This window comes from Micromonospora sp. NPDC047793, from assembly GCF_040642635.1.
In the GTDB taxonomy this organism is placed as follows: domain Bacteria; phylum Actinomycetota; class Actinomycetes; order Mycobacteriales; family Micromonosporaceae; genus Micromonospora.
This window is the reverse complement of record NZ_JBEYSG010000010.1, coordinates 81,215-99,972: the sequence shown is the minus strand read 5'-3', so window position 1 is coordinate 99,972 and position 18,758 is coordinate 81,215. Positions and strand designations below refer to the sequence as shown.

Sequence of the window (18,758 nt, the reverse complement as noted above, 5' to 3'; positions counted from 1 at the left end):
GTCCGCGCGGCTCCCTGCGGGGCCCGGCTGGCTCTAGCGTCGGCGCGTGCCTCACGTACTCGTCACCGGCGGAGCCGGTTTCATCGGGACCCATGTCGTCGCCGCGCTGCACCGCGCCGGTCATCAGGTGTCCGTGGTGGACGCCGGCCACCCGGGCGCGCACCGCACGCCGCTGCCGGACACCGTGGACGGTGCCCCGCTGCGCCGGGTCGACCTGCGCGACCGGGCCTCCGTCGCCGACGCTCTGACCGGCGTCGACGTGGTGGTGCACCAGGCTGCCATGGTCGGGCTCGGCGTCAACCTCGACGACCTGCCCGAGTACGTCGGGTGCAACGACCTCGGGACCGCCGTCCTGCTCGCCGAGATGGCCCGCGCGGACATCCACCGGCTCGTGCTGGCCAGTTCGATGGTCGTCTACGGCGAGGGCGCCTACCGCTGCGCCCGGCACGGTGCGGTGCGCCCCGCTCCCCGTGCGGCCGCCGACCTGGCCGACGCGCGGTTCGAACCGCCCTGCCCCGACTGCGGCATCGCGCTGGATCCGGGGCTGGTCGACGAGGAGGCGCCGCTGGACCCGCGCAGTGTCTACGCCGCCACCAAGGTGGCCCAGGAGCACCTGACGTCGGCCTGGTGCCGGCAGACCGGTGGCACGGTGGTGGCACTGCGCTACCACAACGTGTATGGCCCCGGCATGCCGCAGGACACCCCGTACAGCGGAGTCGCGGCGATCTTCCGCTCGGCGCTGGCCGCCGGTCGGGCCCCGCGCGTGTTCGAGGACGGCTGTCAGCGGCGGGACTTCGTGCACGTCGACGACGTGGCGGCGGCCAACCTGGCGGCGGTGGCCGCGACCGGATGCCGGGTCGGGTGGCGCGCCTACAACATCGCCTCCGGGCATCCGGCCACCATCGGGCAGATGGCCACCGAACTCGCCCGGGCCGCCGGGGGACCCGCGCCGGTGGTCACCGGCGACTTCCGGCTCGGCGACGTCCGCCACGTGGTGGCCTCACCGGCCCGTGCCCGAGCCGAACTCGGCTTCCGCGCGGCGGTCCGTCTCACCGACGGCGTCGCGCAGTTCGCCCACGCGCCGCTGCGCGGATGAGCACGGCGCTGCGGCGCGACACGGCACGGGCCGACGTGATCGCCGTGCTGGTCGCCGTCGGGCTGTTCGCCGTGGCCGCCGTGGTCGGCGGTGTGCTCTACCTGCTGGGACGTCCGGTGTACGCCAGCGCGGCACCCCTGTACGCGCACTGGCGGCCGCACATCGGCCCCGGCACTCCGCTGGCGGTGGCGGTGGCCGTCCTGGTCTGCTGGCGGGGACCCGCGCTGGCCGCCCGCCTGCCCTGGCGGCGGCTGCTCGTGTCGTCCTATGCCGCCGCAGTGGCCTGGACGCTGTCCCTGGCGCTGATCGACGGCTGGCAGCGCGGCGTCGCCGGCCGGTTGGCCACCCGCCACGAGTACCTGCACGAGGTGCCCGGCGTCACCGACATCCCCGCCATGCTGAGTACGTTCACCACCCGGATCCTGGACTTCCAGCCGGACTCGTGGACCACCCACGTCTCCGGCCATCCACCCGGCGCGCTGCTGGTGTTCGTCTGGCTCGACCGGATCGGGTTGAGTGGCGGCGGCTGGGCCGGGGCGCTGTGCATCCTGACCGCCGCGCTCACCGCCGTGGCCGTACCGCACACCGTGCGACTGCTCGGCGGCGACGACGCGGCGCGCGTCGTCCTGCCGTTCGCGGTGGTGTTCCCCGGGGCGGTGTGGGCCGGGGTGTCCGCCGACGGCCTCTTCGCCGGTGTGACCGCCACCGGCGTCGCGTTGCTGGCCCACGGCGTGACCCGGGGCAGCGCGGTCGGCGCGTTCGTCGGCGGTGCGCTGCTGGGTTTCGGCTGCTACCTCTCCTATGGCCTGGTGTTGATGGTGCCGATCGCGGTGGCCGTGGTGATCCTGGGGCGCCGGCACCGGTCCGCCGCGTGGTGGGCGCTGGGGGGCGCGGCTCTGGTCGTCGGGGCGTTCACGGCGGCCGGCTTCGACTGGCTGGCCGGCTATCACCTGGTGATCGAGCGCTACTACCAGGGCCTGGCCAGTCGGCGCGCCTACGGCTACTGGGTGTGGGCGAACCTGGCGCTCCTGCTCGTCGCCGCCGGTCCGGCCGCCGTGGTCGTCCTCCGCCGCGCCACCGTCGCCGGGTGGCAGGCGGTCGCGTCGCTGCGGTCGAGGGCCGACGTCATCGGGCTGCTCGACGGCAGACCCGGGTACGCCGCCTGGCTGCTGCCCCTTGCCGCGGCGGCGGCGATCGTGGCCGCGGACCTGTCCGGCTACAGCAAGGCCGAGGTCGAACGCATCTGGCTGCCCTTCACCGGGTGGCTGATGGCCGGTGCCGCCCTGATTCCCGGCCCCGGCCGGCGCACGTGGCTCATCGCGCAGGCAGTGGTGGCGCTCGCGGTCAATCACCTGCTGTTGACGGCGTGGTAGGGCCCCGCTCCGAGCGCATTCCCGCATCAACACGAACTGCTCGCGAGTCCCGGACCGGGACCGATCCCGGACCTGCCGGGATGTCGACTATGGAAGGTGAACTCGTGTCCCCATCTGCTGACCTCGCCGTCATCGGCGGCTCAGGTCTCTACGCGCTGCTCGACGGCGCCACGGAACACACCGTCCAGACCCCGTACGGCCCGCCCTCCGACGCGGTGACGATCGCCGACGTGGGTGGACGTTCGGTGGCGTTCCTGCCACGACATGGCCGGGACCACCGGCACCCGCCGGGCCGGATCCCGTACCGGGCCAACCTGTGGGCGTTGCGGTCTCTCGGCGTACGGCAGGTGCTCGCACCCTGTGCCGTGGGCGGCCTGCGGCCGGACCTCGGCCCCGGCACCTTCGTGGTACCCGATCAGCTCGTCGACCGGACCAGCGGCCGGATCCAGACGTACTACGAGCAGGGCGCCGCCCACGTCTCCTTCGCCGACCCGTACTGCCCGGCCGGACGGCGGGCCCTGCTGTCCGCCGCCGCCGGCCGGGGCGTCGACGCTCACGACGGCGGCACCATGGTCGTGGTGGAAGGACCGCGCTTCTCCACCCGTGCCGAGTCCCGGTGGTACACCCAGATCGGCGGTGCGGTCATCAACATGACCGGTCACCCGGAGGCGGTCCTCGCCCGCGAGTTGGCCCTCTGCTACAGCGCGATCGCCCTGGTCACCGACCTGGACGCCGGAGTGCGAAGCGGCCAGGGCGTGACCCAGGAGGAGGTGTTCCGGGTCTTCGGCGAGAACACCGAACGGCTGCGGGGGCTCCTGCTTGACGCGATCGCCACGCTCCCGGCCGCGCGGGACTGCCCCTGCCCGCACAGTCTGGACGGCATCGCCCTGCCGATCGCGCTGCCCTGAGTTCGGGTGGCGGTGAGGTGTCCCGGCGCGGGACCGGTCCGAGGACCGGTGGCCGCGCCGGGAACGCCGCGCGCCGCGTACCGCATGGTTCAGGTACGCGCGCTGCTCACCTGCTCGAAGCGGAACTCGCGGATGAAACAGTCTCGCGGTTGTGCCACCGCGAAGAGGACGCAGTCGACGACCGACTGGGCGGTGAGGTCGCTGTCCGCCTGCCGAGGTCCGTTCTGGACGAAGTCCGGCGGGAACAGGGAGATCACTCGGATCCCCTCCGGGCGAAGCCGGTGCGACAGGATCTCGGCGAGTCCGGCGTGGGCGTGCTTGGCCGCGTAGAACGCGGGATGCGCGCCCGACCGGTGGTGGCCCACCTCGCCACAGGCGGAGATCATGTTGACGATGTCCGGCCGTGCCGACGCGCGCAGCAGCGGCAGCAGGTGCTTGGTCAACAGGAGGGTGCCGGTCCCGCCGGCAGCCATCACGCTCTCGATCGTGTCGTCCGCGACGTCTGCCAGGTCGTCACCGTGGATGTAGGCGGCACCGTTGTTGACCAGCACGTCGAGGTGGCTCGTGCGGTCGGCCAGGGCCGCCGCGAATTCCCGCACCGAGTCCGGCGCGGCGAGGTCACAGGAGAATGCCTCGGCGCGGCCCGCTCCGCGCCGGTTGATCTCATCCGCGACGTGCCGCGCCGCCACCACGTCGCGGGCCGAGAGGAAGACCTGCGCACCGCGTGCGGCGAACGCCTCGGTGAGCAGTCGACCCGTGTCACGTGCTGCGCCGGTGATGGCGACGCGCACACCGTCAAGATCCATGGCCGCCAGTGAAGCACCTCAACCCCGGTTCAGGTCAACGAGACGGTGTCGTCCGCCTACGGCGCAGGTTCCAGGACGACGACCGGGATCTGGCGGGTGGTCTTGCGCTCGTAGTCGGCGAAGCCCGGGTAGGCGGCCTTCTGCGCGCTCCAGATCCGCTCCCGTTCGTCACCCTCGGCGACCCGGGCGACCAGCTCGACCGTGTCCGTGCCGATCTCCGCCCGGATCTGCGGATGCGCGACGAGATTGTGGTACCAGTCGGGGTTGGTGGGTGCCCCGGCCTTGGACGCGAACACGGCGTAGCCGCCGTCCAGCTGCTGGTACATCATCGGGCTCACGCGCGTCTGGCCGCTCCTGGCGCCGACGGTGTGCAACAGCAGCAGCGGTGCGCCCTCGAACTGGCCACCCACCTGCCCTCCGTTGGCGCGAAACTCGGCGATGACCTTTTCGTTCCAGTCGCTCATGGATTCCCCTCGCCCGTGCATCGGCTCCGTGACCACGATTCTGTCAGTCCCGGCGATCGATGACACGGCGACGCGGGTGAGTGGCGGCGGCTCGTCGTCAACAGGCTGCTTGTCTCACTCCGACGGACGAGCGCGCGGGCAGGTGAGTCCTGGGATGATCGGCTGGGAACACAGGGTGCACCACAGTGCCGGTACGGTCTCCTGGGCGGTGGCCCGGAAGACGGTGGGACTGGCGTCGGCGGTCTGTGCCGGCGTCCGGGTGAAGTACCGCAGGGTCCACTCGTCCCGCTCAGGCGGCCATCCGGCCAGCGTGGCCTGGACGGCCACGCCCGCATCGTCGTCCAGCCACCAGCACTCGGCCGGGCCGGACGCCTCCGGTACGGGTGGGGGTAGGTGCCGCTCGTCGGTCCCCGGGACGACGTCACGGGGCGTGTAGCAGGTGAAGGTCCGGTGACACCAGCCGCGCACCGACAGAAGCAGCGCGTGGCTCTCCAGACGTTGGTCGACGGACCTGTCGATGACCCGGTACGACCACTGCCCGGGACCCATGGCGGTCCGGCCGTCGACGAGGACATCGACGGGCCAGGTCCAGTCGCCGTCCACGATGCCCTCGAAGGCCAGACCGAGCGGGCCGCGATGGGCCAACGGCACACCGCCCAGGCCGTGCTCCATACCGTTGGACCCGAGGAGCGGATACCAGAGGCCGCCGTAGCGCTCCTCGAACCAGACCATCGCCTCGACGATCTCGGGTGGCGCCGCCTCGATCCGGTCGTCCACGCGGAGACCAGCGGTCGACCGGATGTCGGCGACATGCATGCGGGTCGTTCGCCGAGACCGCCGCGCGAGAACGTCCCTGACGCGTACGGACAGGCGTGGATCATCGAGTACGTATATACGCAACCTATCAGCGGTGCCTCGCGCGACGCTGCCCCGAACTCGTCGGTCCAGCCCGCAGAGTGAGTACCTCGCGCGGACCGGCACGGGCACCGCGATGGTGCCGATGGCCCTGTCGTCCCTGCTGGTTCTCACGCCCAGGCAGCGTCGAACTGCGGTGCTGTCACAGGCGATACCTAGGGGTGGTGTCGTGAGCATGAACGGCAACTGGTTGCGGGTTTCTCCGGACGACCTGGAGCGGGCCCGGGCCGACCTTCCCTGGGCCCACGAGGTCGCGATGGCGGCGCGGGACGACGACTCGGACCGCTGGACCACCACCGACAATGCCTGGCACGGCCTCGACTTCCTCCTCGACCGGCTGGGCTTCGAGATTCCGCTGGTGCTGGGAGCAGAGGAGTTCGTGGAGTCGCCGGACGTCGAACCCGACAGCGAGGAGATGTTCGACTTCCTGGACAACCTCGACGACGACTGGGGCTACGGGCCACCCTCGTATCTGACCCCGGACCAGGTCGCGGCTGCGGCATCGGCCCTGGCCACGCTTACCGAGGACGACCTCGTTCGCGGCGTTGACCCGCAGGAGCTGACCCGGGCGGAGGTCTACCCCAGTATCTGGGAGCGTCCCGGCACGCTGGAGTGGGCGGCCCACTTCCTGCCGGACGCCCGCAGTTTCTTCGCCGCAGCAGCCAAGGACGGCGATGCGGTGATTTGCTGGCTCGACTGAGCCACAGCGCAGACGGGCAACTCGTCGAGACGGAGCGGACGGATCTCCCCACGGGATGATCCGCGTGTTCGTGCCGGGCCCGACCTCGCCGTGCCGGAATGCCGGCTGCACCCCGGGGGACACCGCCGACGTTCCTGCACACCGCATTAGCCTGACGGTGTGGATATCGAGATGCGTCTACGGCGGGTCCGTGGCTGGCTGTGGGTCGTGGTGGTGGGACTGTTCCTCAGCGGGGTGACCGCGTTTCCGCTCGAAATCGAGGTGCGGTGGCTGCTACGGGCGGCCGACCCCGTTGCCGACCAGCTACCGGCGCTGGTCGGCTGGATCGAGCGGGTCCACGTGGGGCTAGTCGAGACTGGCGAGCGCTATCCGTTCATGCGGTACGGGACCGACTGGCTCGCGTTCGCCCACCTGGTGCTCGCGGTGGCGTTCTGGGGGCCGTTGCGCGATCCAGTGCGAAACGTCTGGGTGGTGCAACTCGGCATGATCGCCTGTGTCGGGATCGTGCCGCTGGCGTTGATCTGTGGGCCGTTGCGGGAGATCCCGTGGTTCTGGACCGTGGTGGACCTGTCCTTCGCGGTCGGGGCGTTCCCGCCGCTGTGGATCGCGTACCGGCACATCCGGGCGATCGAGGCGCAGCAGGATGGCCCGCCCGCCACGGCCCGCTGGTGGGCGCCCGACGCTTCGGAGACGGCCCGGAACTGAGACCACCAGAGCTGCGGCGTCGGTCCGCCGGCCTGACGAAGACGGCCCGCTTCTCCCGCTCGCCCGTCTCCGGCTTCGTCAGGTCATGACCAGCGTGACGCAGGTTCGCGACATGTTGTCGCAATCTTGACGACAGGTTGTCGTATAAGGCAGAGTGCGGACATGCAGAAGCTGATCGTGGTCACCGGTGCTTCCACCGGCATGGGTGCCGCAACCACCCGCGAACTGGCCCGCCAGGGATTTCACGTGCTGGCCGGTGTGCGACGCGACCGCGACGCCGACGCCGTCCGTGCGACCGGCATCGAACCGGTCATTCTCGACATCACCAGAGCCGAGCAGGTGGCGGCACTCGCCGCACGGGTCGACCACGATCCGCGTGCGCTGCACGCTCTCGTCAACAACGCAGGAATCCAGGTGAACGCGCCGGTCGAGGCACTGCCGATGGCGCAGTGGCGGTGGGTGTTCGAGGTCAACCTGTTCGGCCATGTCGCTGTCACCCAGGCGCTCCTGCCCGCGCTGTTGCGCGGCAAGGGCCGCGTGGTCAATATCAGCTCGATCGGCGGTAAGGCCGCCATGCCGACGTACGGGGCGTACGCCGGGGCGAAGTTCGCCTTGGAAGCGGTGAGCGACTCGCTGCGGCGGGAAGTCGCGCCGCTGGGCGTGCCGGTGGTCGTGGTCGAGCCCGGCGGAGTCCGCACGAAGATGGCCGCCCGTGGGGTCGCCACGGCGAACGAATTGGCTGCCGAGATGACGCCGGAGCAGGACGCCCGGTACGGCAGCCTGATCCAGGCGATCAACACGTTGATGGAGACGGGTACGGCGTCAGGCGTGACGGCCGACGCCGCCGCCCAGGTCATCGCGAAGGCCGTGACGGCCCGCAGGCCGCGTACCCGCTACACGATCGGCCGTGATGCCGCCCTGGTCATCAGCCTGACCCGGCTGCTCTCCGATCGGATGCTCGACCACGTCATCGCCGCCAACCTGCGCCGCCACTACCCGAAGGCAGCCACCGGATGACCCACTGCCGTAGGGAAGGATGACCGGATGCCGCGGATTCGTGGAGCCAGCATCGAGGAACACCACGCGATGGTCTGGGTCGATCTCGCCGAGGCGATGCGGCAGCTCCTGCTCGAACGCGACTACGACTCGATCAACATGGGCCACATCGCGACCCGTGCCGGGCTCGCACGCAACACGCTGTACAACTACGCCCGGGACCAGGCGGCGCTGGTCCTGGCATTGACTCAGCGGGTGGGTCAGCCCACGGTCGATCGGGTGGCCACGATCGCCGCACGCTCCACAGACCCGGCTGCGGAGCGGATGCGGGAGATCATCGAGACGGTCCTGGTCGCGTTCCAGGACCCGGTTCTCCAGCTCATGTTCCGGCCCGGTTTCGGTCTGCCGTTCGTTGACGTGCCGAAGGGGCCGGACAGCCCGTTCCACGCGATAGTCGTCGAGGTCGAGAACGTCGTCCGGGACGGCGTCGAACGCGGCGAGTTCCGCGATGTCGGCGATGTGCACCTCGCGGTGGAATTGCTCTCCGGCGTCATGCGCGCGGGCGCGGAACGCATCGGCCGGGACCCGGCCACCTGCTCATCCACGGTCCACGCCACACGGGAACTCATCCTCGCCTCTCTCGACGACCGCTCGGACTAGTGACTCCGAGCACGCGCAGAACACCGGCCATAACCATGATCAATTTATGTGGCGCGGCACACCGTTCGGCGTGGCGGGGCTACGACGCGGAGCCGATGTCGGTGCGCCACCGCGCTTCGTCGTCGCCGATCACGCATGATGCCTCGACGGTCTGCGGCATGGGCTTGGTAGGTCCCGTGTGCCAGCGCGCCGGGAGGATCAGGGGTATCGCGGGGCGTCCCGTTGGCGCTCATAATCGGCGACCGTCGGGACGACGGGGAGCACGAGCATCAGGATCAGGTACGCCACGGCGAGTAGCCCGCCGGTGAACAGGGTCAGCAGCAGCACGACGGTGCGTACCCAGTCGACGCGGAACTCGCCGTACGTCGCGACGCCGAGACAGATGCCGCCGAACCACTTGCCTTCGTTGATCCTGGAACGGGCCGCGTTCGAGAAGCGCCCCCTCGACATCGGCGTGGTCTATGTGCACTCCGCCAACCCGGCGGGCGTCGCGAAGATGGCGCAGGTCCTCCGGCGCTGGGGCTACCGCGTCCAGATCGCGTCAGGCGCCACGGACGTCGGCTATCTCGGCGGCGCGGCGGCGAGCTGATCGGGACGAGTGCCCCGCCCAGCGGTCAGACGTCGGCTTCGAGGGCGAAGGTGTTGCCGTCGGGGTCCTGGAACCATGCGATACGTCCACCGCCGGCCCGAGCGGTGATGCCCTTGGCGTCATGTTCGAGCCCGTCATAGCGGATGAGATCGACGCCGGACGAGGCGAGCTCGTCGACGATCCGGTCGATGTCGTCGACGTACCATGTCGCCAGGGTCGCCGTGCTCGTGCCGGCCGTGACCGACTGGTACATGTTCAGGGCCGCCACGCCGCCGGCACCATAGACGCGGCTGCCGTCGGTGATGGTGGCGCTCGGTCCCGACTGCAACGCCGGTAGGCCCAGTGTGCCTTCGTAGAACGCGACCGCCCGGTGGATGTCGGACACGGCGATCGACGCCCTGAGGTGATGCTCGCTCAACGGCATGAATCACTGTCGCACACGCAGGCGGGTCAGCGAGGCTGATTGATCTCGTGCCGGGAACCACTCAGGCGTCCCGCCGGGTCGACGCGCTGTTCTGCCGCGAGCGAAGCCGCTTGTCCTGTTGCGCTGCGCTGCGGAGGATCGGTGGATGGATCTCCTCACCGCGGAACGACACCTGCACGCCGCCCAGCGCGCCGCCGACGTCGAGTCCCTCGATGCGCTACTGCACCCGCAGGTCGTGGCCGCCGGACCGGACGGCACGGTCTTCACGAAGGACGACGACCTGGAGAGCTACCGCTCCGGTGCGCTGCGGATCACGAGCCTGGTGGAGGAGTCGCTCGACGTCCAGGAAGACGGTCGGACCGGGGTGACTCGCTTGGTCGCTGCGGTGGATGCCGTTCAGGGCGGTGCCGTGATGTCCGCGCGGCTGCGCTACACCCGACTGTGGGTGCGGGAGGGCGGCGACTGGCGGGTGTTGGCCGCCACCTTCGTCCCGGTCTAGTCAGACTTCTCCGCAGCCGCGTACCGGCTTCTGGGATCAGGGTGCCGCACTGCCGGATCTTCGGTGCTGCTGAGCGCGGCCAGCAGCCGCAGGCCGTCCTCGCTGGCGCTGCCCGCCTCGGCCGACAGCACGAGCAACTCCATCCCCGAGTCGTCCGGCAGGACGAAGTTCTCCTGGTGCAGCTCCAGGAGCCCGACCAGCGGGTGCCGGTACGCCTTGCGGCCGTGGCGGCGGGCCCGCACGTCGGCGCGGGCCCAGAGACGGCGGAAGCGCTCGCTGCCCATCGCCAGTTCGCCGATGAGTGGGGCCAGGCGAGGATCCTCCGGGTACTTGCCGACGGCCAGACGCAGGTGCCCCACCACGTCGAGGGTGCACGTCTCCCAGTCCGCGTACAGCCCGCGTTCGGCTTCGTCGAGGAAGATGTGGCGTGCCGTGTTCAGGCCCGGCAGCTGCCGGCCGTACAGGAGTCGGGCCAGGCGGTTGCCGGCCGACACGTCCAGGCGGTGATCGATGATCATCGCGGGTGCGTCCACGATCAGGTCGAGCACGCGCAGGACCTCGTCGCGTGGCCGTCCGCTGGGCGACGGGGCGCGGCGGCGGCGCTGCCGGGCGAGTCGGTACAGGTGCCCGCGTTCGGTGTCGTCGAGATCGAGGACGCGGGCCAGCGCGTCCAGGACCTGCTCCGAGGGTTGGGTGGCGCGACCCTGTTCCAGGCGTACGTAGTAGTCGACGCTGACCCCGGCCAGGTGCGCGACCTCCTCGCGGCGCAGGCCCTCGACGCGACGCCGGGTGTCGGTGGGAATGCCGAGAACCGACGGGTCGATCCGGGAGCGCCGGGTGCGCAGGAAACCTGCGAGGTCGTCCATGGTGCCAGTATCGCCGTGACCGTCCGCCTGACGGTGGCCCTGGTAGTACCAGGAAGTCCGGTCCGACGGAACACGCGGCCCTGAACGGCGCGGTGCCGGCAGCCGAGTATCGGTGGCGGCAGGTACGCCCCGTCGAAGGGAATGACCATGAAGACGCTCGTCGTCTACGCCCACCCCGAACCGCGTTCGCTCAACGGCGCGCTGAAAGACCTGGCGGTGTCGACGCTGGAAGCCGCCGGGCATGAGGTGCGGGTCAGCGACCTGTACGCGATGAACTGGAAGGCGGTGGTCGACGCGGCCGACTTCGGCGGGTACGCCACCGAGCCGCTGCGGGTGATTCCCAGCTCAGGTGGGGCGTACGACGCGGACGCGCTCACTGCCGACGTGCGGGCCGAACAGGAGAAGCTGCTGTGGGCCGACACCGTGATCCTCCAGTTCCCGTTGTGGTGGTACACGATGCCGGCCATTCTCAAAGGCTGGGTGGACCGCGTCTTCTCGTTCCACTTCGCCTACGGCGTCGGAGTGCACGACGACACCCGTTACGGCGAGCGGTTCGGTGAGGGGACACTGCTGGGTCGACGGGCGATGCTGTCGGTGACCGTCGGGGGCCCGCAGTCGCACTACAGCGACCGTGGGATCAACGGCCCGATCGAGGATCTGTTGTTCCCGATCCACCACGGGATCCTGTACTACCCGGGCCTCCAGGTGCTGCCGCCGTTCGTGGTGCACGGCGCCGACCGGATGATCGGCGGCGACTTCGAGATCGTGGCGAAGGCGTGGACGGATCGGTTGCTGACGCTGGAGTCGACCGAGCCGATCGCGTTCCGTCGCCAGAATCACGGCGACTACGAGATCCCGTCACTGCGCCTGAAAGCGGGTCTGGAGGTGCCGGGCAGTCAGGGGTTCCACCTGCACGTAAGAGGCTGACCGCCCGCACGGGTCAGAGTCGCGTGCTCGTCGGCCACGTCCGTACGCCAGAACCGATCGCCGACGCACGATGTGCCGGTGCCTTGAAGCTAGGAACCCGTGCCAGAACCCTTCGGATCCACCGATGGGGGATGCGGGACAGGGCTGATCGGGACGGGACTGGAATCCACCGGCGGTGGGGAGGGGACAGGGCTGATCGGGACGGGACTGGGGTCCACCGACGGCGGTATAGGGACAGGGCTGATACGGACGTGGCGGGGGTCCACCGGCGGCGGAGAGGGGACGGAGCTGATCGGGACGGGACTGGGGTCCACCGACGGCCGGTCGGCGGGGGCGGACGGCGGCGGGGAATCCCGGTTCACCGCCGCCATCGCCAGCGGCGTGCCGACCATGAGGGCGGCGGCGACGCCCGCCACCCCGACCGAGACGGTGAGGGTACGACGCCTGCGCGCCCGAGCGACGGCGGAATCTGCCAGATCCATGGGGACTGCCTCCTTGGCGATGTCGGTGAGGGTGGATCGGATGAGGTCGTCGATCGGGGTGTTCATCGCTTCAGCTCCAGCACGAGTTCGGCACCGGGGAGTACCTCACGCAGTCGGCTGACCGCCCGGTGGGTCCGGCTGCGGACGGTCCCGACCGAGCAGCCGAGCACCTCGGCTACCTGTTGTTCGGGCAGGTCCTCGTAGTACCGCAGGACCAGCACCGCGCGCTGTGCCACGGGAAGGCGCAGCAGGGCTGCCCGCATGGCCAGCCGCAGGTCGGCGTGGCCGCTGTCGTCCGGGTGTTCCCGTTCGACCGGCGAGCCGACCAGCGTCTCCCGTAATCGTCCCCGGCGTCGCCACCAACTGACCCGCTCGCGGTACATCACCGCGCGCACGTACCCCTCGGGGTCCTCGTGCCGGATCGTCGGCCATTTGACGTACGCCTTGGTCAACGCCGACTGCACCAGGTCCTCGGCGGCATGCTGGTCGCCGGTGAGCAGGTAGGCCGTCCTGATCAGGGCGGCGGTCCGGCTCTGCGCGAACTCGCCGAACTTGGCTCTCGCCTTGTCGTCCAACCGTTCAGCTCCGTTCGGTACGCCTCATTCACCACCACAGACGCACGGGACCGCGCCCACTATCCATCAGATGTCCTTCATCCTGGGTGGCGATCGCGTGCTCGCCGAGGATGCGGATCGTCGTTCGAGCGCGATTCGCGGCATGCGCCCGGCGTGGCAGCGTGGACCGGGAAGCGACGCCGCTCATGCGGCGTACTCTTCGTCACCAGCATCAGGCCCTGGGCGAGGGTCAGCGACGCACTGTCGCCACGCCTCCAGGGGCCGTGGTGCTCTCGTCGCAGGGCGGCGGACGCCGACGAATGACAGTGCCCCCTACAATCGCCTCCGCTGAGGCTGATAGACGGGGGTCATTGATGCGGACAGCGAAGATCAGTTGGTTGGCGGCTGCTACCTCGCTCGCCCTGCTCCCGCTCGGCTGCGCGGCCCCGGGCACCCGAGCCGGCGACGTGCAGGCGACACCCCCGAGTGCGACGGCGTCGGCTGCTGTGGTGCCGGAGCCGACCGGTCCACGGGCAGACGCACCTCCTCGCCACGGCGACAACAACCGCTGGAAGCGCCGGCACGAACTCTCCGAGGCGGACCAGCGCGCGGGGGAGAAACTCGCCGCGCGGATCCGGCCTAAGCTTGAGGCACTACGCGCGGCGGGGGACTACGCGCCGGCGTCCACCCAGCGGGCGCTGCTCGACCTGGGAATCAAGGCAGAGGCCATCGAGGTCACCGGCATGCGAGCGCCGATCGGGCAGGACGCACCCCCGCCGGGCGCGGTGTACGCGGCTCGCTTCGCGGAGGCGGGCTGTGTGATCGGGGACGTACGGGCCGAGCGGGTCATGGTCGAGGTCACCGGCGCGGCTGCCGAGTTCGGGTGCCTGGAGCCGTTCTCGCACTGACACCGGTCATCGTGTCGGGGCCGGACGGTGCCGTCGAGTACGAGGACGCCGTGCCGCGTACACGTGGAGTCCGGTGGCCGTGTTCCTCGCCCAGCGCTGAGCCGCAGCCTTCGGCAGGATGCCTGCTCTGGCTTATATAAGCGAAGGCCGGTACGGTCTGTGGTCGTGCACGCCTTCGACATCCTCGGCGACCCGGTACGCCGGCGCATTCTGGAGCTGCTCGCCGACGGCGAGCAGACCTCCGGCGCGGTCACGGACGTGATCCGGGCCGAGTTCGGGCTCTCCCAGCCGGGTGTCTCACAGCATCTGCGCGTGTTGCGGGAGAGCGGGTTCGCGTCGGTGCGAGCTGTGGGCGCTCGCCGGTTCTACGCCGTCGAGCCGGCGCCGTTGAGCGAAGTCGACGCGTGGTTGGGCCGGTTTCGCCGGTTGTGGGAGCAGCGGCTCGACGCGCTGGAAACCGAGCTGGCCCGGGGCCGGCGGGCAGCTCGGACCTCGGCTGGCGGGCAGACCTCCCGGCGGGCCGAGTCCGACGTCGGTGCGGACGAGGCAGACTCAGCAGCGAGAGGAACGGAACATGAAAGACGTACTGGATGAACTGGCCGCCGCGCGGCGGACCATGGGCAAGGGCAGCCTGCCCGCAGGTGAGGCGTACACCATCGAGCTCCGACGGCGATACGCGGCGCAGGTCGACGACGTCTGGGACGCCATCACCAGCCCCGAGCGGCTGCACCGTTGGTTGAAGCCGGTCACCGGGGATCTGCGGCTCGGCGGGAAATACGAGTTCGACGGGGGTGAGCACGGCGAGATCCTGCGGTGCGAGCCGCCGCGTCTGCTCAGGGTGTCCTGGCTCTACGGGCCGGACGCGGACGCCTGGCCCGGCACGAGTGAGGTGGAGGTACGCCTGGCCCCGGGCCCGTCCGGCGACACCGAATTCGTGCTGGTCCACGCAGCGGTCGTCGCGGAACCCCTCTTCCCGACCTACGGCCCCGGTGCCGGTGGCGTGGGGTGGGACCTGGCTCTCCTCGCCCTTGCCCAGATGTTGACCGGTGGCGGGAGCGTCGACTATGCGGAGGTTCACACGTCACCCGAAGGGCGCGAGTTCATCCGGCGCAGCGCCGCGGCCTGGGGCGAGGCTCACCTGGCCGCCGGTGGCGACCCGGAGCACGTCGCCGCCGCGGTGCAGGCCACCACGACGTTCTACGCACCCGACCCGAGCTGACCGACCATGTCAGGATGGTGGGCGTGGCGCATGAGGCTGTCGACATCGCTGACAGGTTGTCCCGCTTCTCTGAGCACTGGTCACCGAAGGTGGTGGCCCGGCTCAACGACTACGAGGTCAAGGTCGTCAAGGTGCGCGGGGAGTTCGTCTGGCACACCCACGAGGACACCGACGAGCTGTTTCTCGTGGTGAGCGGGGAGCTGACCATCCAGCTGCGCGACGGTGACGTGCTCCTGCGTCCGGGGCAGCTGTTCGTCGTGCCTCGTGGCGTCGAGCACTGCCCGGTCGCCGACGGGGAGGTGCACGCGATCCTGATAGAGCCGGCCGGTGTGGTGAACACCGGCGATGCCGGTGGTGCGCTGACTGCCGCCTACGACGACTCGTTGCTCTGACCGTCGAGTCCTTGGCGTGGTGTGGCTAGCATCCCGAAGGTGACTCAGGACAAGGGTGCCGACGGGCGCAGCAGGCTCGCCGGTTTCGACGGCGTGATGCTCCTCGCGACGATGCTCATCCTCTTCGGGTATCTGCTCCCGTGGTTCCGGCAGTCGCCACGGCATCTGTGGTGGTACTCCGGTTGGGAGTACGCCAGCCTCAGCAGCGGTGGAGGGTGGACGCTCTGGACGTTCGCCTTCCTGCTGGTGGCGGTCGTGACCAGTCTCTGGGCCCGGACCGTCGTCGAGGCGGCGATGGCCGCGTTGGCTGCCGGGATCGGCACCCTGGTGATGGTCTTGGCGGTGGTGGCGGCCAGCTTCGGGAACATCGGGCGAGGCGGCAACCTGAACTCCGTCTCGGAACTGCCCTTCGGGTTGGGGTTGCCGCTGATGGCCGTCGGCCTGGGCCTGCTGATCGCCACCGCCTGCCGAGACATCGCCCGCGCCTGAGGGCTGTTTCCTCACCGCCGCCGGTCGGAGAGGGCCGGGTCACCTTCGCGCCACGTTCGGTGTCGCCGCCGGGCGGCGTCAGGTCCGGAACGTGCGGCGGTAGGTGTCCGGTGGTACGCCGACAGCGCGGTGGAAGTGGCGGCGCAGCGTCGTCGCGGTGCCCATGCCTGCGGCGGCGGCGATGGTGTCGATGCTGTCGTCGGTGGCTTCCAACAGCTCCTGTGCGCTGCGTCAGCAGCCACTGCAGCGGGGTGGTGCCGGTCGCCGCGCGGAAGTGACGAGCCAGGTGGCGGGAACTCAGGTGGGCCTGGCGGGCCAGGTCCTCCACGGTGAGGGGTCGGTCGAGTCGCTGCATCACCCACGGGAGCAGGTCGGCCAGAGGATGGTCGTCCTGTGCGGGGACCGGGGTGGTGACGAACTGGGCCTGGCCCCGGCCCGGTGCGGGTGGGACGACGAGGCGGCGGGGAAGGCTAGTCGGGCCAGGTGACGCGGGGTGGGAGGGCGAGGAAGTCGGCGTAGCGGTGCAGGGCCTGCTCGACCTGTGTGCGCTGTGCCGGGTCGAGCGGGACCAGGGGTTTCACGGCCAGCGTGACCCGGGTCTTGGCCAGGGTGCGTTTCCAGGTGCCGACGACCCGGCCACCGATGACGACGGTGGCCTGGAAGACGCCGTTGCCGCCGGGGATGATGGCCTGCTTGTGGGCGGGGTCGAGCATCAGCGTGCGGTCCTTGAAGCCGAGCAGGTATTCGTCGAAGCCGGGCAGGGTCAGCACGTCGGGTGTGGGTGTGCGGGGTGCGTCGAGCAGGGCGGGCGGCAGGATCGCTTCGGTGCCGTCGACCTGGACGGTGGTCAGGGCGTCGCCGGCAGCGGCGATGGCGCGTTTCGCGTCGGTGGCGGTCAGGCCGGTCCAGCCGGCGAAGTCCTGTCGGGTGGTGGGGCCGTGGCTGCGGAAGTAGCGCAGCGCCAGGGCGGCCAGCGCCTCGTCCCGGTCGGGTCGGTGTTGGCCGGGCGCCCACTCGTCGAGCAGTGCGAAGGTCTGCTCGGTGCCGAGATTGGGGGCGATGCAGGTGACGCCGCGCTGGCTGGCGTACCAGAGGAGGTGGTATCCGCGCTGGCCGGCGCCGTCGATGCCGGCGGCGACCAGCGCGGCCACGCAGTCGGTGCGGGTCAGTCGGCCGCCGCCGGCCAGGGCGGTGCCGAGCACGTCGGCGGCGCGGTCCGCCTCTGCTTCGGTCAGGCCGAGGAACTCGCGGCGCGCTGCCGCGCCGGCCAGGGCGCGTACGCCGGTCAGCTCCAGCATCCAGCGGGCGTCGCGGGCGGGGACGAGGTGGATGGTGCCGCGCATCGGCCAGGTCCGCAGGGCCTCCCGGCGTTCCAGCGCGGCGTGCACGTCGGTCTGGGTGGCGCCGGGTAACCGTACGCCCAGTGACCACAGGCCGCTGTTGATCTCCTGGGCCTGCATGGCACCGAACCACTCGACGACCTCGGCCACGGTCTGCCCGGTGGTGGCGGGGGTGGGGCTCAGCAGGAGGCTGGTCATCCGTAGGGCGAGCGCGTCGGTGCCGGTCAGCGTCGTGCCGCGAGGTGCCACTTGCGCCGCCTTCCGTCGTCGGTCGAGGGCAGCTTAGGCCCGGGCACCGACAGTCGGGTGCTTTCCGGCGGGTCAGCTGCCCTGGCGGGGCTGGGGCACGCGGACCGCTGCCATGCCGGCGGCGACGGCGGCCTCGATGCCCAGGTCGGCGTCCTCGAAGACCAGGCAGGCGTGCGGCGGTACGCCGAGCAGCTCGGCGGCGCGCAGGAACGGCTCCGGGTCGGGTTTGGGGCGGGTGTAGTCGCCGGCGCAGACCAGCACGTCGAACCGGTCGAGGATGCCGAGGGCGTCGAGGGAGGCGGTGACGGCTTCGCGGGTGCTGCCGGAGACCACGGCGAAGGGGATGCGTCCGTGCGCGTCCTGGATGTGGTGCAGCACCCCGGGGATGCCGGCGGCGGTGGGCAGCAGCCGCTGGTAGTGCTCCTCGCGGCGGGCGACCACGGTCTCCACCGGCATGTTCAGGCGTTGCTGCTCATTGAGGGCGTCGACGATGTCGAGCGTCGGTCGGCCGGCCCAGGCATAGAAGAGGTCCTCGGGGAAGGTGCACTCCCACTCGTCGAGGGCCTGCCGCCAGGCGGTGTAGTGCAGCGGCATCGAGTCGACGATGGTGCCGTCGCAGTCGAACAGGTACGCCTGGAAGTCGCCGGTGGGCAGGGGCAGCATCACCGGCCCAGGTTATCCGGCGTGGCCGGGGACGCGCCGGGCGGCTCAGAGGCGCTGGTACATGACGAGCAGGTCGACGGGGCCCTGGGTGGGGTGACGGAAGCCGTCGGGGATGCGGCCGACCACGTCGAAGCCGAGTGAGCGCCACAGCGCCACCGCGCGGGTGTTGGTGGCGACCACGGCGTTGAACTGCATCGCCCGGTAGCCGTCGGTGCGGGCCAGGTCCAGCACGTACGTGCCGAGGGCCCGGCCGATTCCGCGTCCGGCGGCGGCCGGGGCGACCATGAAGCTGGCGTTGGCCACGTGGTCGCCGGGGCCGAGCTGGTTGGGGGTCAGTTTCGCCGAGGCGAGCACGGTGTCGTCGTCGTCGACGGCGACGACGGTGCGTCCGGGTGGGGGGACCAGCCACATGTCGCGGGCGCGGGTCTCGTCGACGTCGCGGGGCCAGGTGTAGGTGTCCCCGGCGGAGACGATCTCGCGCAGGAAGGGCCAGATGCCGGGCCAGTCCCCGGCGGTCGCGGTCCTGATCTGCAT

Annotated in this window: 24 protein-coding genes and 2 pseudogenes; 15 read left to right on the top strand and 11 right to left on the bottom strand. The window is 70.7% G+C overall.

What is annotated here, in order from left to right:
- Positions 1–46: 46 nt before the first annotated feature.
- From ABZ738_RS20760 to ABZ738_RS20750, 3 genes are all read left to right on the top strand, one after another.
- Positions 47–1,096, top strand: coding sequence for an NAD-dependent epimerase/dehydratase family protein (locus ABZ738_RS20760; RefSeq protein ID WP_176094528.1), 1,050 nt, complete (start codon positions 47–49; stop codon positions 1,094–1,096).
- Positions 1,093–2,469: a hypothetical protein gene (locus tag ABZ738_RS20755; RefSeq protein ID WP_176094527.1), complete on the top strand. Its 1,377-nt coding sequence runs from the start codon at positions 1,093–1,095 to the stop codon at positions 2,467–2,469. Before ABZ738_RS20760 ends, ABZ738_RS20755 begins: the two co-directional genes overlap by 4 nt.
- 104 nt (positions 2,470–2,573) lie before the next feature.
- Complete coding sequence (locus ABZ738_RS20750) at positions 2,574–3,377, top strand: S-methyl-5'-thioadenosine phosphorylase (protein WP_131051079.1); 804 nt, start codon at positions 2,574–2,576, stop codon at positions 3,375–3,377.
- A gap of 89 nt (positions 3,378–3,466) precedes the next feature.
- Here ABZ738_RS20750 and ABZ738_RS20745 read toward each other — a convergent pair whose 3' ends face one another.
- The 3 genes from ABZ738_RS20745 to ABZ738_RS20735 all read right to left on the bottom strand — a co-directional run bounded on the left by ABZ738_RS20745 (position 3,467) and on the right by ABZ738_RS20735 (position 5,424).
- Complete coding sequence (locus ABZ738_RS20745; protein WP_357215449.1) at positions 3,467–4,183, bottom strand: SDR family oxidoreductase; 717 nt, start codon at positions 4,181–4,183, stop codon at positions 3,467–3,469.
- 56 nt (positions 4,184–4,239) lie between these two features.
- A complete protein-coding gene (locus ABZ738_RS20740) occupies positions 4,240–4,647 on the bottom strand; it encodes a nitroreductase family deazaflavin-dependent oxidoreductase (RefSeq protein WP_131051077.1) in 408 nt (135 codons plus the stop codon).
- Positions 4,648–4,761: 114 nt separating this feature from the next.
- Entirely contained in the window at positions 4,762–5,424 is a 663-nt protein-coding gene (locus tag ABZ738_RS20735) for a hypothetical protein (protein WP_176094526.1), read from the bottom strand.
- 313 nt (positions 5,425–5,737) lie between these two features.
- Between ABZ738_RS20735 and ABZ738_RS20730 the strand changes: the two genes are divergently transcribed.
- From ABZ738_RS20730 to ABZ738_RS20715, 4 genes are all read left to right on the top strand, one after another.
- On the top strand, positions 5,738–6,262 hold the full coding sequence (locus ABZ738_RS20730; RefSeq protein ID WP_176095905.1) for a DUF1877 family protein: 525 nt from the start codon (positions 5,738–5,740) through the stop codon (positions 6,260–6,262).
- A 159-nt stretch (positions 6,263–6,421) separates the two neighbouring features.
- Complete coding sequence (locus tag ABZ738_RS20725) at positions 6,422–6,967, top strand: hypothetical protein (RefSeq protein ID WP_254876919.1); 546 nt, start codon at positions 6,422–6,424, stop codon at positions 6,965–6,967.
- Positions 6,968–7,093: 126 nt separating this feature from the next.
- The gene (locus ABZ738_RS20720; protein ID WP_357215444.1) at positions 7,094–7,984 is read left to right on the top strand and encodes an SDR family NAD(P)-dependent oxidoreductase; all 891 of its coding nucleotides are present in this window, start codon (positions 7,094–7,096) and stop codon (positions 7,982–7,984) included.
- Positions 7,985–8,011: 27 nt separating this feature from the next.
- A complete protein-coding gene (locus ABZ738_RS20715; RefSeq protein WP_357215442.1) occupies positions 8,012–8,623 on the top strand; it encodes a TetR/AcrR family transcriptional regulator in 612 nt (203 codons plus the stop codon).
- 198 nt (positions 8,624–8,821) lie between these two features.
- Here the strand turns inward: ABZ738_RS20715 and ABZ738_RS20710 are convergent, their stop codons facing one another.
- Positions 8,822–9,073, bottom strand: coding sequence for a PspC domain-containing protein (locus ABZ738_RS20710; protein ID WP_357215439.1), 252 nt, complete (start codon positions 9,071–9,073; stop codon positions 8,822–8,824).
- On the opposite strand from ABZ738_RS20710, the pseudogene ABZ738_RS20705 reads away from it, so the two are divergent.
- Positions 9,024–9,212, top strand: a pseudogene (locus tag ABZ738_RS20705) (hypothetical protein); the annotation flags it as partial. The gene ABZ738_RS20710 and the pseudogene ABZ738_RS20705 overlap by 50 nt on opposite strands.
- 25 nt (positions 9,213–9,237) lie before the next feature.
- On the opposite strand, the gene ABZ738_RS20700 reads toward ABZ738_RS20705, so the two are convergent.
- On the bottom strand, positions 9,238–9,636 hold the full coding sequence (locus tag ABZ738_RS20700) for a VOC family protein (RefSeq protein ID WP_357215436.1): 399 nt from the start codon (positions 9,634–9,636) through the stop codon (positions 9,238–9,240).
- Between the two features lie 145 nt (positions 9,637–9,781).
- On the opposite strand from ABZ738_RS20700, the gene ABZ738_RS20695 reads away from it, so the two are divergent.
- Positions 9,782–10,135, top strand: a complete 354-nt coding sequence (locus tag ABZ738_RS20695; protein WP_131051072.1) for a nuclear transport factor 2 family protein — start codon at positions 9,782–9,784, stop codon at positions 10,133–10,135.
- Here ABZ738_RS20695 and ABZ738_RS20690 read toward each other — a convergent pair.
- On the bottom strand, positions 10,132–11,001 hold the full coding sequence (locus ABZ738_RS20690) for a helix-turn-helix transcriptional regulator (RefSeq protein ID WP_357215432.1): 870 nt from the start codon (positions 10,999–11,001) through the stop codon (positions 10,132–10,134). The genes ABZ738_RS20695 and ABZ738_RS20690 overlap by 4 nt on opposite strands.
- Before the next feature lie 147 nt (positions 11,002–11,148).
- On the opposite strand from ABZ738_RS20690, the gene ABZ738_RS20685 reads away from it, so the two are divergent.
- A complete protein-coding gene (locus tag ABZ738_RS20685) occupies positions 11,149–11,928 on the top strand; it encodes an NAD(P)H-dependent oxidoreductase (RefSeq protein ID WP_357215428.1) in 780 nt (259 codons plus the stop codon).
- A 544-nt stretch (positions 11,929–12,472) separates the two neighbouring features.
- Here the strand turns inward: ABZ738_RS20685 and ABZ738_RS20680 are convergent.
- Positions 12,473–12,985: a SigE family RNA polymerase sigma factor gene (locus tag ABZ738_RS20680; RefSeq protein WP_131051069.1), complete on the bottom strand. Its 513-nt coding sequence runs from the start codon at positions 12,983–12,985 to the stop codon at positions 12,473–12,475.
- 353 nt (positions 12,986–13,338) lie between these two features.
- Between ABZ738_RS20680 and ABZ738_RS20675 the strand changes: the two genes are divergently transcribed.
- The 5 genes from ABZ738_RS20675 to ABZ738_RS20655 all read left to right on the top strand — a co-directional run bounded on the left by ABZ738_RS20675 (position 13,339) and on the right by ABZ738_RS20655 (position 15,972).
- Complete coding sequence (locus ABZ738_RS20675; RefSeq protein ID WP_357215424.1) at positions 13,339–13,872, top strand: hypothetical protein; 534 nt, start codon at positions 13,339–13,341, stop codon at positions 13,870–13,872.
- A gap of 165 nt (positions 13,873–14,037) precedes the next feature.
- Complete coding sequence (locus tag ABZ738_RS20670; RefSeq protein ID WP_131051067.1) at positions 14,038–14,466, top strand: metalloregulator ArsR/SmtB family transcription factor; 429 nt, start codon at positions 14,038–14,040, stop codon at positions 14,464–14,466.
- Positions 14,447–15,091: an SRPBCC domain-containing protein gene (locus tag ABZ738_RS20665; protein WP_357215421.1), complete on the top strand. Its 645-nt coding sequence runs from the start codon at positions 14,447–14,449 to the stop codon at positions 15,089–15,091. Before ABZ738_RS20670 ends, ABZ738_RS20665 begins: the two co-directional genes overlap by 20 nt.
- A 23-nt stretch (positions 15,092–15,114) precedes the next feature.
- Positions 15,115–15,483, top strand: a complete 369-nt coding sequence (locus ABZ738_RS20660) for a cupin domain-containing protein (protein ID WP_201272255.1) — start codon at positions 15,115–15,117, stop codon at positions 15,481–15,483.
- 39 nt (positions 15,484–15,522) lie between these two features.
- Positions 15,523–15,972 (top strand): hypothetical protein, encoded by a 450-nt coding sequence (locus ABZ738_RS20655; RefSeq protein ID WP_131051065.1) that lies wholly within the window; start codon positions 15,523–15,525, stop codon positions 15,970–15,972.
- A gap of 78 nt (positions 15,973–16,050) precedes the next feature.
- Here the strand turns inward: ABZ738_RS20655 and ABZ738_RS20650 are convergent.
- The 4 genes and pseudogenes from ABZ738_RS20650 to ABZ738_RS20635 all read right to left on the bottom strand — a co-directional run.
- Positions 16,051–16,441 (bottom strand): annotated as a pseudogene (locus ABZ738_RS20650) (helix-turn-helix domain-containing protein); the annotation flags it as partial.
- Position 16,442: 1 nt separating this feature from the next.
- Positions 16,443–17,561, bottom strand: coding sequence for a winged helix DNA-binding domain-containing protein (locus tag ABZ738_RS20645; protein ID WP_343232740.1), 1,119 nt, complete (start codon positions 17,559–17,561; stop codon positions 16,443–16,445).
- A 72-nt stretch (positions 17,562–17,633) separates the two neighbouring features.
- Positions 17,634–18,227, bottom strand: a complete 594-nt coding sequence (locus ABZ738_RS20640; RefSeq protein WP_357215416.1) for an HAD-IA family hydrolase — start codon at positions 18,225–18,227, stop codon at positions 17,634–17,636.
- 42 nt (positions 18,228–18,269) lie between these two features.
- The gene (locus tag ABZ738_RS20635) at positions 18,270–18,758 is read right to left on the bottom strand and encodes a GNAT family N-acetyltransferase (protein ID WP_357215412.1); all 489 of its coding nucleotides are present in this window, start codon (positions 18,756–18,758) and stop codon (positions 18,270–18,272) included.